This is a genomic window from Spirillospora sp. NPDC052242 (genome assembly GCF_040679555.1).
Lineage (GTDB): Bacteria > Actinomycetota > Actinomycetes > Streptosporangiales > Streptosporangiaceae > Spirillospora.
In genome coordinates this window covers 1-11,969 of record NZ_JBFAUZ010000092.1, presented here as the reverse complement: position 1 = coordinate 11,969, position 11,969 = coordinate 1, and the positions used below count along the sequence as shown (strand labels likewise).

Annotated in this window: 11 protein-coding genes; 2 read left to right on the top strand and 9 right to left on the bottom strand. The window is 75.1% G+C overall.

Going from position 1 to position 11,969, the window contains the following annotated elements; translation table 11 throughout:
- Positions 1–219: 219 nt before the first annotated feature.
- On the bottom strand, positions 220–888 hold the full coding sequence (gene yczE / locus AB0L25_RS40350) for a membrane protein YczE (protein ID WP_500178868.1): 669 nt from the start codon (positions 886–888) through the stop codon (positions 220–222).
- 117 nt (positions 889–1,005) lie between these two features.
- On the opposite strand from yczE, the gene yczR reads away from it, so the two are divergent.
- Positions 1,006–2,547, top strand: coding sequence for a MocR-like transcription factor YczR (gene yczR / locus AB0L25_RS40345; RefSeq protein ID WP_500178866.1), 1,542 nt, complete (start codon positions 1,006–1,008; stop codon positions 2,545–2,547).
- 4 nt (positions 2,548–2,551) lie between these two features.
- Here the strand turns inward: yczR and AB0L25_RS40340 are convergent, their stop codons facing one another.
- Positions 2,552–2,986, bottom strand: a complete 435-nt coding sequence (locus AB0L25_RS40340; RefSeq protein ID WP_500178865.1) for a CBS domain-containing protein — start codon at positions 2,984–2,986, stop codon at positions 2,552–2,554.
- A gap of 143 nt (positions 2,987–3,129) precedes the next feature.
- Between AB0L25_RS40340 and AB0L25_RS40335 the strand changes: the two genes are divergently transcribed.
- Positions 3,130–4,578, top strand: coding sequence for an MFS transporter (locus AB0L25_RS40335; protein WP_500178864.1), 1,449 nt, complete (start codon positions 3,130–3,132; stop codon positions 4,576–4,578).
- A gap of 30 nt (positions 4,579–4,608) precedes the next feature.
- Here the strand turns inward: AB0L25_RS40335 and AB0L25_RS40330 are convergent, their stop codons facing one another.
- The 7 genes from AB0L25_RS40330 to AB0L25_RS40300 all read right to left on the bottom strand — a co-directional run bounded on the left by AB0L25_RS40330 (position 4,609) and on the right by AB0L25_RS40300 (position 11,914).
- The gene (locus AB0L25_RS40330) at positions 4,609–6,246 is read right to left on the bottom strand and encodes a phytoene desaturase family protein (protein ID WP_500178862.1); all 1,638 of its coding nucleotides are present in this window, start codon (positions 6,244–6,246) and stop codon (positions 4,609–4,611) included.
- Positions 6,247–6,292: 46 nt separating this feature from the next.
- Complete coding sequence (locus tag AB0L25_RS40325) at positions 6,293–8,050, bottom strand: SDR family oxidoreductase (RefSeq protein WP_500178860.1); 1,758 nt, start codon at positions 8,048–8,050, stop codon at positions 6,293–6,295.
- On the bottom strand, positions 8,051–8,893 hold the full coding sequence (locus AB0L25_RS40320; RefSeq protein ID WP_500178858.1) for a M24 family metallopeptidase: 843 nt from the start codon (positions 8,891–8,893) through the stop codon (positions 8,051–8,053). It abuts the gene before it with no gap.
- Positions 8,894–8,964: 71 nt separating this feature from the next.
- A complete protein-coding gene (locus tag AB0L25_RS40315; RefSeq protein WP_500178856.1) occupies positions 8,965–9,900 on the bottom strand; it encodes a metal-dependent hydrolase in 936 nt (311 codons plus the stop codon).
- 192 nt (positions 9,901–10,092) lie between these two features.
- A complete protein-coding gene (fdhD, locus tag AB0L25_RS40310; RefSeq protein WP_500178855.1) occupies positions 10,093–10,917 on the bottom strand; it encodes a formate dehydrogenase accessory sulfurtransferase FdhD in 825 nt (274 codons plus the stop codon).
- Positions 10,918–10,973: 56 nt separating this feature from the next.
- On the bottom strand, positions 10,974–11,606 hold the full coding sequence (locus AB0L25_RS40305; protein WP_500178854.1) for a trimeric intracellular cation channel family protein: 633 nt from the start codon (positions 11,604–11,606) through the stop codon (positions 10,974–10,976).
- Positions 11,603–11,914, bottom strand: coding sequence for a DUF3099 domain-containing protein (locus AB0L25_RS40300; RefSeq protein ID WP_500178853.1), 312 nt, complete (start codon positions 11,912–11,914; stop codon positions 11,603–11,605). Before AB0L25_RS40300 ends, AB0L25_RS40305 begins: the two co-directional genes overlap by 4 nt.
- Between the last annotated feature and the right edge of the window lie 55 nt (positions 11,915–11,969).

The window sequence follows — 11,969 nt, the reverse complement described above, 5'->3', positions numbered from 1 at the left end:
GGGCTCCGGCGCCGTCGGTTTATTACGGCTCCCCCGCGGCGGGGGCGCGGCCCGGCGGGCCCCCCGCCCCGGGCCGAGGGCAGGACCAGAGCGGGGCGACGGCCCGGCCTGGGCACCCCCGGCAGCCGGGCACGCCCCGTCCCGGGCGCATCCCCGTCCCGGGGATGCGCCGGTCTGGGGATGTGCCGGGTCCGGGGTGCGCGGATGCCGCGGGGGCCGTCAGGCCGGCTTGGACGTGCCGGCGGGTTCGGGAGGTGCGGCGGGCGCGTGCGCCGCGGCCGTCGCCGGGAGGTCGGCGGGGACGGCCGGGGCGGCGGTGGCGTCGCGGGCCGGGTCCTTGATCGTGAGCACGGGCAGGAACACGTGGGTGAGCGGCCCGATGGCGAGCGCGTACAGGACGGTGCCGACGCCGACCGTCCCGCCCAGCAGCCAGCCGATCGCGAGGACGGTCAGCTCGATCCCGGTACGGACGGCGCGGATCGAGTGCCCGCGCGCGGCGATCCCGGTCATCAGGCCGTCGCGGGGGCCGGGGCCGAGCCCGGCGCCGATGTAGCAGCCGGTGGCGAAGCCGCCGACCAGCACGGCCGTCACGAGGTACGCCGTACGGACCGCGAGCGAGTCCGGGGCGGGCAGCAGCCACAGGAACGCGTCCGTGAAGGCGCCGACGAGGAGCACGTTGCTGATCGTGCCGATGCCGGGACGCTGCCGCAGCGGGATCCACGCCAGCATCACCAGGGCGCCCGCGATCAGGATCCAGGTGCCGATCGTCAGGCCGAACCGCATGGCCAGGCCCTCGTGGAGCACGTCCCACGGGTCGTTCCCCAGGTTCGACGACAGCTGCAAGGCCAATCCGAGGCCGTACAGGGCCAGGCCGACGTACAGTTGCACCAATCGGCGCGCCATCAAGGCCATTGGTCGTTCTCGCTCCTTCGCTCCGGTGTTCGCATGCCACTCTCGTCCCGATTGGTCTGGCAACTATAGAGCCAATGTGCGAAAGTGGTCTGTGTGAGCACCAGATATGTGAGCGGGCACCAGCTGGCCCGGCTGCTGGGCGACGTGCCGCGCGAGCGCCCGGTCTACGCGGCGCTGGCCCGGGGCGTGCGCGGTCTCGTGCTGGACGGGCGGCTGGCGCTGCGGACGCGGCTGCCCGCGGAGCGCGACCTGGCCGGCGCCCTCGGCGTCAGCCGCACCACCGTGACGGCCGCCTACGACCGGCTCCGCGAGGAGGGCTACATCGAGAGCCGGCAGGGCGCGGGGAGCTGGACGGCGCTGCCGCCGGTGCGGATGGCGGCCGCCGGCGGGGCCGGCGCGGGCCGGGGCCGCCCGGTGCCCGCCGAACCGGCCCCCGGCGACGCGGCCGCCGGCCCGGCGCCCGGCGGGTTCGGCGCCGCCGGCTTCGACACGGCCTTCGCCGACGGGGGACCGGACGGCGCGGGGTTCATCGACCTGGGCTGCGCGGCGCCCGCCGCCCCCGCCGTCTTCGACGAAACCGTGGCGGCGGCCGTCGCCGAGCTGCCCCGGCACAGCCGCGGCCCCGGGTACGAACCGGCTGGCCTCGCCTGCCTGCGCGAGGCGATCGCCGCCCGCTACACCGCCCGCGGCGTCCCCACCCGCCCGGACGAGATCATCGTCACGAGCGGCGCGCAGCAGGCGTTCATGCTCCTCGTCCGGATGCTGGTGAACGCCGGGGACCCGGTGATGGTCGAGCGGCCCACCTACCCGCACGCGCTGACGGCGCTGCGCGCGGCCGGCGCGCGGCTGGTCCCGGTCGGGATGAACGGGGGTTGGGACTCCGAGCTGGCCGCGGCCACGATGCGGCAGGCGGCCGTCCGGCTGGTGCACACGATCCCCGACTTCCACAACCCGACCGGCCTGCTCATGCCGGACGCCGACCGCGCCGCGTTCACGGCCGCCGCGCGGGCCGCCGACGCGTACGTCGTCGCCGACGAGATCTTCGCCGACCTCGCGCACGACCCGGACGCGCCGCGCCTGCCGCCGCTGGCGATGTACGACGGCGGCGGCCGGGTGATCACGATCGGGTCGGCGTCCAAGCTGATGTGGGGCGGGCTGCGGATCGGCTGGATCCGGGCGGCCGCGCCGCTCGTGCGCCGCATGGTCGTGGCGCGCGAGCCGCTCGACATGGCGAGCCCCGTGCTGGACCAGCTGATCGTCCGGGAACTGCTGGAGCGGGTGGAGGCGGTCCGGGCGGAGCGGGCCGCGCACCTGCGGGAGAGCCGGGACGCGCTCGCCGCGGCGCTGCGGGAGCGGCTGCCCGACTGGGAGTTCCGGCTGCCGGAGGGCGGCATGTCGCTGTGGGCGCGGCTGGGCGCGCCGGTGGCGACGCAGCTCGCCGAGACCGCCGGCCGGTTCGGCGTCCGGGTCGTGCCGGGGCCGGTGTTCGCGGCCGACGGCGTCCTGGAGGACTACGTCCGCCTGCCCTACGTGCTGCCGCCGGACGCGCTGCGCACGGCCGTCGACCGGCTCGCCGCCGCGTACCGGCGGGTGGAGGGCGCGCCCGCCGCCCGGCCGCTGCCCGCCTACGTGTAGCGGGTCACTGGACGTTCTGGATGTAGTCGACGAGGTGCTCGCGTTCGCTCTCGAGCGCGTCGATGGCGCTCTTGACGACGTCGCCGATGCTGACGATCCCGGCGAGGCGCCCGTCCTCCACCACGGGCATGTGCCGGAACCGGTGCTCGGTCATGGTCCGCCGCAGGTCCTGCACCAGGTCGCCGGGGGCGCAGCTGCGGACTTCGACGGTCATGATCTCGGACACGGGACGGTCCAGCAGGGCCGCGCCGTGCTCGTGCATCCGCCGGACGACGTCCCGTTCGGACGCGATGCCCGCGATGGTCGTCCCGTCGGCGGACACGACCACCGCACCGACGTTGTGTTCGGCCAGGACGGCCAGCAGTTCCCGGACGGTGCTCCCGGGCGGCACGGTGACCACCGCGTCGCCCTTCCTCCGCAGGATGTCGCGAATACGCATTGCCTCACGCTCCGGTGACAAGGGGGTTTCCGGTCCCGCAAAGGTCGCACGATCCGGCGCGCAAGGGAACCCCGCGGCGGGCCGTCCGGACGGCCCCGAGGGTGCCTCCGCATAAAAATCACCGTCTGGGAAGCAAGACGACCATGACGACGGACGGCAGGGTCATCGAGACCGAGATACCGGCGAGGCTCGACCGGCTTCCGTGGTCCCGCTGGCACTGGACCGTCCTGATCGGGCTCGGCGCCGTCTGGATCCTGGACGGGCTGGAGGTCACGGTGGTGGGCGTCGTCGGGGCGCTGCTGACCAGCGAGTCCGGGGGCCTCGGTCTCACCGAGGGGCAGGTCGGGCTGGCCGCCTCGATCTACGTGATCGGGGCGTGCACGGGCGCGCTGTTCTTCGGGCACCTCACCGACCGGTTCGGGCGCAAGAAGCTGTTCATCCTGACGCTGGTGGTCTACCTGGTGGCGACGGTCGCGACCGCGTTCTCGTTCAGCCCCTGGTACTTCTACCTCTGCCGGTTCTTCACGGGGGCGGGCATCGGCGGCGAGTACGCGGCGATCAACTCCGCCATCGACGAGCTGATCCCGGCGCGCGTCCGGGGCCGCGTGGACATCCTCATCAACGGGTCGTTCTGGCTCGGCACGACGTTCGCCGCCGCCCTGTCGATCCCCATCCTGAGCGGCGCGCTGTTCCCCGAGGACCTCGGCTGGCGGGCGCTGTTCGCGCTCGGCGCGGTGCTCGGCCTCGGCGTCCTGTTCGTCCGGCGCAACGTCCCGGAGAGCCCGCGCTGGCTGTTCATCCACGGCCGCGAGGACGAGGCCGAGGACGTCGTCGGCGGGATCGAGCGGCGCATCGTCGACGAGACCGGCACGGAGCTGGCGCGCCCGGAGACGAGCATCCGCGTCCGGCAGCGCCGCGTGATCGGATTCCGGGAGATCGCCGCGACGGCCGTCCGCCGGTACCCGCGCCGGACGGTCCTCGGCCTGTCGCTGTTCGTCGGGCAGGCGTTCCTCTACAACGCCGTGTACTTCACCTACGCGCTGGTGCTGTCCACGTTCTTCGACGTCCCGGACGTCGACATCGGCTACTACCTGATCCCGATCGGCCTCGGGAACTTCCTGGGCGCGTTCCTGCTCGGGAAGCTGTTCGACACGGTCGGCCGCCGCACGATGGTGTCCCTGTCGTACATCGTGTCGGGGGTCCTGCTCGTCGGCACCGGTTTCCTGTTCCGCGCCGACATGCTGAACGCGTGGACGCTGACGGCGTGCTGGTGCGTCGTGTTCTTCTTCGCCTCGGCGGGCGCGTCGTCGGCGTACCTGACGGTCAGCGAGATCTTCCCGATGGAGACCCGGGCGATGGCCATCGCCGCGTTCTACGCGGTCGGCACCGGGCTCGGCGGCGTGATCGGCCCCGCCCTGTTCGGCCGGCTGGTGGAGACCGAGAAGCTGAGCGCGGTCTCCAACGGGTACTTCCTGGGCGCCGCGCTGATGATCGCGGCGGGCCTGGTGGAGGCGTTCATCGGCGTGGAGGCGGCGCGGCGGTCGCTGGAGGACGTCGCACGACCCCTGTCGGCCGAGGAGGCCGCGACCTGACGCACGCGGGCGGCGGGGCGGCGGCCCGCGTCAGCCGGTGAGGGCGCGGCGCAGCGCCTCCAGCGCGGGCGTCAGGACGAGCCGTCCGGCGGGGGACGCGTGCGCGAGCGCCGCGCGGGCCGCGTTCGTCCCGCATCCGCCGTGCACGCCGCCGCCCGGGTGCGCCGACGCCGACGCCAGGAACAGGCCCGCGACCGGCGTCTCCGCGCGCCCGAGGCCCGGCACGGGACGGAACACGAGCTGCTGGTGCGGCAGCGACGTCCCGCCGTTCAGCGCCCCGCCCGGCAGGCTCGCGTTGCGGTCGGCGAAGTCCGGCGGGGCGACGATCCGGCGGGCGGCGATCCGGTCCCGGAAGCCGGGCGCGAGCCGCTCGACGATCCCCTCCAGCCGGTCGGCGAACGCGGCGCGCTCCCGCCCGTCCCACGCGCCGGTGATGCCGTCGGGGCCCGCGTCGCCCCGCACCCGGTGCGGCACGTGCGTGTACGCCCACACCGACTCCGTCCCGGCGGGGGAGCGGGTGGGGTCGGCGGTCGTCATCTGGCCGAGCAGCGCGAACGGCTCGGCGGGGACGCGCCCGGTGGCGAGGTCGGCGCCGTACCGGGTGAGGGCGTCCATGCCGGGCGCGAGGTGGACGGTCCCGGCGCGCGCGGCGCCCGGCGACGTCCACGGGATCGGCGCCGTCAGCGCCCAGTCGACCTTGAACGTCGCGGGATCCCAGTCGAACCGCCGCATCTGCGCGCGCAGCCGCGCCGGGAGATGCTCCCAGCCGACGAGGCCCCCGTACAGCGCGGGCGCCGACACGTCCGCCAGGACCGCCTTCGCGGCCCGGATCGGCTCCCCGTCGGCGGTGCGGACGCCGAGCGCCCGCCCGTCCCGGACGATCACCGAACGCACCGGCGTGCCGCAACGCACCCGGCCGCCCGCCGCCTCCAGCCGCCGCACCAGCGCGGCCGTCAGCTCCCCGGCCCCGCCCTCCGGAACCGGCCAGCCGTACCGCTGCCCCGCCATCGCGAGCAGCCAGCCGAACGCCGCGCCGCCCGTCGACTCGGGCGACAGGTCGGTGTGCAGCGTCGACCCGGCCAGCAGCAGCGGCCCGCCCGGCCCCGCGAACTCCCGCTCGCCGAGCGTCCGCACCGGCGACAGCAGCGTCCGCAGGACGCCCAGGACGCCCCCGTCCCCGGCGCCCGCGCGGCGGGCGGCCGCGGCCAGCGCCGGAACGGGACGGAGCGGCGGGAACGGGGTGAACAGGGCGCGCAGCAGCTCCTCGCCCATCCGCTCCCACAGCCCGTACAGCCGCAGCCACGCCTCCCCGTCGCCCGCGCCGAGCGCCTCCAGCCCGGCGGCCGTGGCCTCCGGGTCCCGCTCCAGGACGGCGCAGCGGCCGTCCGGCAGCGGGTGGGCCAGCACGGCCGGGGCGTGCCGCCAGCGCAGCCCGTGCCGCTCGAGCCCGAGCGCGCGCATCGCCGGGGACGCCACGCCGAGCGGGTAGAACGCGCTGCACAGGTCGCTGACGTAGCCGGGATGGACGCCCCGGTCGCTGCGCACCGCCCCGCCCGGCTCGGGCTGCGCCTCCAGCACCAGCACGTCCCAGCCCGCGTCGGCCAGCACGTTCGCCGCGACGAGCCCGTTCTGCCCCGCCCCGACGACGACCGCGTCCGGCATGTTCATCGCCTCCCGCAGACCACCCTAGGGCGGGCGCCCGCGGGACCGCGCGTCACCTCAGGTCGAGGCGGGCGAGGAGGCGCAGCGCGCCGGGCGACACGCGGGACAGCAGCCGGGCGGCGTGCGCCTCGGCCGCGACGGGGACGACGGCGCGGTCCTCCCGGACGGCCGCGACGATCCGCTCCGCGACGCCCTCGGGCGCGAAGCCGCGCAGCGCGTAGGCGCGCGTCGCGCGGTCGCGCCCGTCCGCCTGCCCGGCCTCGTCGCGGCCGACGAACCGCGCCCGCCCGGTGATCCCGGAGTCGACGATGCCGGGGCAGATCGCGCTGACCCCGATGCCCGCGCCCTTCAGCTCCGCGCGCAGGCACTCCGACAGCATCAGCACCGCCGCCTTGCTCGTCGCGTACGCGGGCAGGGTGCGGGACGGCGTGAACGCGGCGGCCGACGCGACGTTGACGAGGTGGCCGCCCTGCCCGCGCTCGATCATCTGCGCGGCGAACAGCCGGGACCCGTGGACGACGCCCCACAGGTTCACGTCCAGGATCTGCCGCCAGTCGTCGGCGGTGTGGTCGAGGAACGGCCCGGCCATCCCGATCCCCGCGTTGTTGACCACGACGTCGGGGACGCCGTGGTCGTGCAGGACGGCCTTGGCGAAGTCCTCCATCGCCTGCGCGTCGCCCACGTCCACCCGCACCGCGTGCCCCGCCGGACCGGCCCGTCCGGCCAGCTCCGCGGTGCGCCGCGCCGCCGCGAGGTCCAGGTCGGCGGCGACGATCTCCGCGCCGCGCTCGGCGAACGCCAGCGCGGTGGCGCGCCCGATCCCGCCGCCCGCCCCCGTGACGACGACCAGCGAGCCGTCGAAGGGGCGGCGGTCTCCGGCGACCCGGGCCCGCCGCAGCGACCGCGCCTCGGCGGCGGTCAGCGGCCCGCCCGTCGTGCCCGCGGCGTGCTCGGCGATCCAGCGGGCGACCGCGTCCGGGTGGCTGCGCGGCACCCAGTGCCCGGCCCGGACGGTCCGCAGCGACAGGTTCGGGACCCGCTCGGCCAGCCCGCCCACCAGGTGCGGCGACACGAACAGGTCGCGGGTCGGGACGATCACCTGCGTCGGCACGTCGGTGCGGCGGTCCAGCGGCCGGCGCAGCCGCGCCGCCATGTTCGCCCGGTACAGCCCGACCCCGGCCGCGCCGTCGCGCGGCAGCGTCCGGGCCGGGTGGCCCGCGCGGGCGGGGATCCCCTCGCCGGCCTCCAGCGCGCGGGTGAAGACCGGGGAGAACCCGGCCCGCCACAGCGCCTCGGGCACCAGCGGGGTCTGGAAGAAGTAGATGTACCAGGACCGCATCCCCTGCGCCGCCGCGCGCCGCAGCCCGCCCGGCGTCGGGCGGCCGAGCGAGCGGCGCGTCCAGTGGCCGACGTGGTCGAGGCAGGGCCCGGAGATCGAGGTGAAGGACGCGAAGCGGTCCGGCATCGTGCAGGCCGCCTCCCACCCCTGGATCGACCCCCAGTCGTGCCCGACGAGGTGGACGGCGCGGCCGGGCGCGACGGCGTCCAGCACCGCCCGCATGTCGGCCATGAGGTGCTCGAAGGCGTAGTGCTTCGCGCCGAACGGCCGGGACGACGCGCCCGCGCCGCGCACGTCGTACCGGACGACGTGGAACCGCGCGGCGAGCCGCTCGGCCACCTCGTCCCACACGGCGTGCGTGTCGGGGTAGCCGTGCACGAGCAGCACCGTCGGGTTCGCCGGGTCGCCCTGCTCGTGGACGGCGAGGTCGACACCGTCCCCGCGCACCCGCCGCCGCTTCACAGCCTCCATCTATGCCGCCTCTCGTCGCGCCCACCGGCGCACATGGGGGAGATCGTCGTCGAGCCAGTAGGCGTCGTCCTCGGTGACGACGAGGATCTCCTCGAACTTCACGCCGACGCCGCGGAACCCGATGTGCGGCTCGACGGCCCACAGGCCCGGCGTCGGGGCGTGCCGGGACCGCGCGCCCCCGTTCCAGAGCGGCGACCGGCCCCGGACCCGCTCGGTGACGAGCTCGCGGCCCATCGTCTGCAGGAAGCGGACGCCGAACGGGAACCCGACGCGCTTGGGCAGGACCCCGCCGATGACGCCGACCTGGTGGCCGATGACCCGGCCCGGGTACTTGCGGTGCCGGTTGCGGTGGCCCTGCCGCTCGATGAGCGCGTCGACCTCGGCGTAGACGTCGGCGAACGTCCGCCGCTCGCGGACGAGCCGCAGGATCAGCGTCCGGTACTCGGCGAGGTCGGCGTCGACCCGCTCCCAGACGCGGTTCTCCCCGAGGACCCCGCCGTACCCGATGTCGGCGCAGTAGCCGTCCTTCACCGGAGCCATGTCGAGAACGTACGGCATGCCCTCTTCGAGCCGGGCGCCGCTCGGCAGGAACTGCGTGGGCACGCGGAACCCGGTGAAGGCGGACCGGTCGCCGAACCAGGCGAACGGCGTGTGCAGCCAGTCGTCCACGCCGCGCTCGCGGAGCCACCGGCGCATGCGGCGGCACGCCTCGCGCTCGGTCACCCCGGGTTCGAGGGTGGCGGCGACCGCCTCGGCGCACGCGTAGGACAGCCGCTGGACGGCACGGAATCGCTCGAGCTCCGCGGGGTCGTCGACGCGGGCGAGCGCCACTTTATTGGACACGATGTTAATTAAGCGCGCGCGCGGACCCCCGGGTCAAGGGGGGCCCGCGTGACGCTCGCCACGCGCGTCCGCTAGTAGGGGTCGTAGCCGGCGGCCCGGGCGGCGGGGGAGCGCATCAGGTAGTCGAGCGCCTGCGGCGTCGAGCAGACCTTGGACGGGTGGTGGCCCGGCCGCAGGTAGACGGGGGCCTCGCCGAGCAGCAGCCGGAAGATCCCCGGGACGTGCCCGAGCCGCACCGAGCGCCGGTAGGCCCGGTACACGCGCAGCGGCGTGATCCTCCGGGTGATCGTCGGGTCCTGCTTGAGCAGGTACAGCGAGCCGCCGATCAGCGCCCAGTACAGGAAGAACAGCGACACCACCCACGCCGCGACCCGCATCGGGTACCGGCCGCCCATGGCCTTGTAGACGTCGAACACCACCGACCGGTGCTCGACCTCCTCGGCGCCGTGCCAGCGCAGCAGGTCCAGCATCGTCGGATCGACGCCGGACTTCTCGAACCGCTCGTTGTCCATGATCCACTGGCCGAGCACGGCGGTGTAGTGCTCGATCGAGGCGACCGCGGCGAGCTCGAACCGCAGCCGCCGCCGCCACGCCCGCGGGTTCTTCTCCTTCAGCGCCGCCATCTGCGCCGGCCGCTCGGCGTTCCCCTTCGCCGCCGCGTCGGTGATCCTGGAGACGTCGATGCCGTTCTTCTCCAGGATCTGGTCGAGGACGCCCTGGTGGGAGCGGGCGTGCACCATCTCCTGCCCGATGAACCCCTTGATCTCCTCGAGCAGCCGCTCGTCCCGGATGTGCGGCCGCGCGTCCTTGACGCACTGGATGAACCACTTCTCGCCTTCGGGCAGGACGATGTGGAAGGAGTTGATGATGTGGGTGGCGACGGGATCCCCCGGCACCCAGTGCAGCGGGGTCTCCGACCAGTCGAACGTGACGCGCCGAGGCTTGATCGGAGGATGACGCTCGTCGATCCCGGACGCCGCTCCGCCGTCCGTCAGGGGCCTCGTCATTCCCTCTCCTCTTCGTCGCGGGGCGTGCGCGCGTCGCAGCGCGAGAGGTCGAGTCAACTCGTTCCCGCCCGCGCTTTCTTGGGAGCAGGCCAACAAGTTACCGCTTGGTTTTGCGCGGGGCGTGACAAGCGGCCAGGTCACGGGGCCGATTCCGGACGGCCGCTCCGGCGCGCCGCCGGGCGGTCGGACGGCTCAGACGGTGACGCGTTCGGCGCCGGCGTAGACGTTCATCGTCTCGCCCCGCAGGAACCCGACGAGCGTCATCCCGGCGTCCTCGGCGAGGTCGGCCGCGAGCGAGGACGGCGCCGACACCGCGGCCAGCACCGGGATCCCGGCGGTCATCGCCTTCTGCGTCAGCTCGAACGACGCGCGCCCGCTGACCATCAGCACCCGCCCGGCGAGCGGCAGCTCCTTGCGCCGCAGCGCCCAGCCGATCACCTTGTCGACGGCGTTGTGCCGCCCGACGTCCTCCCGGACGGCCAGCAGGCCGCCCTCGGCGTCGAACAGCCCGGCGGCGTGCAGTCCGCCCGTCCGGTCGAACACCCGCTGCGCCGCGCGCAGCCGATCCGGCAGCGCGGCGAGCGTCGCGGCGGCGAGCCGCACCGGGTCCGCGGCGACGTCGTGTGGCCGGTCGGCGCGCAGCGCCTCGATGCTCGCCTTCCCGCAGACCCCGCACGCGCTGGTGGTGGTGAACGCCCGCGTCATCGACGCGTCCGGCTCGGGGACGCCCGGCGCCAGCGCCACGTCGAGGACGTTCTGCTCCTCGGTGTCGGCGCAGTACCGCATCGTCCCCAGGTCGGCCGCGCCGGAGATGATCCCCTCCGCCGCGAGGAACCCGGCGACCAGGTCGAAGTCGTGCCCGGGGGTCCGCATCGTGACGGTGAGCGGCCGGCCGGCGACGCGGATCTCCAGCGGCTCCTCCACGGCGAGCGTGTCGGGCCTGCGCACGGTCGTGCGCCCGCGCGTCCCGCCGGTGCTCAGCCTCAGTACCGGCCTGCGCACGGTGATCCGCCCCATGACCACGACGGTACCCCGGATCGGCCGTTCCGTGGCGCGGGGGAGCGGCGAGGGGATCAGTCCGAGACGCCCCGGGGCCGCGGCGCCCGCCAGCCGTACCGCATCGCCAGCACCCGCAGCGCGAACGCGAGGACGGCGGCGCCCGCGGTGACGCCGTCGCCGTGCAGGCCCGCCGCGTCCGTCGCGGCCACCGCGACCGCGCCGAGCATCGCGGGCAGCGCGTACAGCTGCCGGTCGTACAGCACGGCGGGGATCTGCCCGCTCAGCAGGTCGCGCAGGGCGCCGCCGCCGACGGCGGTGATCGTCCCGAGCAGCACCGCGTGCAGCGGCGAGAGCCCGAAGGCGAGGGCCTTCACGGTGCCGGTGGTGCAGAACAGCCCGAGGCCGGCGGCGTCGAACAGCATGATGCCGGGCATGAGCCGCTGCACCTGCGGATGCCAGAAGAACACCAGCGCGGACGCGGCCAGCGGCACCAGCACGTAGCCCAGGCTGGTGAACGCGGCGGGCGGCACCGCGCCGATCATCAGGTCGCGGACGATCCCGCCGCCGAGCCCGGTGATCTCGGCGAGCACCACCAGGCCGACGACGTCGAGCTTCTGCCGGACGGCCGTGAGGGCGCCCGACACCGCGAAGACGAACACGCCCGCCAGGTCCAGCAGCCAGGCGACGTCGGTGAGCCGCTCGGTCACGCCGTCCCGCCGCGCCGGTCGTCGGGCGGGCCCTCGTGCCGGTCGTCGCGCGGACCCTCGTGCCGGTCGTGCTCGCCGTGGACGTCCTCGCCTTCGCGGTCGACGTTCCAGTTCGCGACGACCGCGGCGAACGGCGGAATGATCATCGCGGCGACCGCCATCCCGATCGCGGCGGGCACGGAGAAGTGCCGCACGACGGCCCACGCCAGGACGAACAGCGTGAGGCACGTCCCCATCATGATCGCGTACGCGACCCGGCGCCCTCTCATGCCTTCACGGTACGGCCGGGACGGGAGCGCGAAGGTCACCGGCACCGCCCGCTACGCCGCGGACAACGAGGTGCCCAACCCGCTGCACGGATTC

Coding starts and splice junctions, on each gene's coding strand:
- AB0L25_RS40340 (WP_500178865.1), bottom strand. CDS start 2,986: ATGCGTATTCGCGACATCCTGCGGAGGAAGGGCGACGCGGTGGTCACC.
- AB0L25_RS40335 (WP_500178864.1), top strand. CDS start 3,130: ATGACGACGGACGGCAGGGTCATCGAGACCGAGATACCGGCGAGGCTC.
- AB0L25_RS40330 (WP_500178862.1), bottom strand. CDS start 6,246: ATGAACATGCCGGACGCGGTCGTCGTCGGGGCGGGGCAGAACGGGCTC.
- AB0L25_RS40325 (WP_500178860.1), bottom strand. CDS start 8,050: ATGGAGGCTGTGAAGCGGCGGCGGGTGCGCGGGGACGGTGTCGACCTC.
- AB0L25_RS40315 (WP_500178856.1), bottom strand. CDS start 9,900: ATGACGAGGCCCCTGACGGACGGCGGAGCGGCGTCCGGGATCGACGAG.
- fdhD (WP_500178855.1), bottom strand. CDS start 10,917: ATGGGGCGGATCACCGTGCGCAGGCCGGTACTGAGGCTGAGCACCGGC.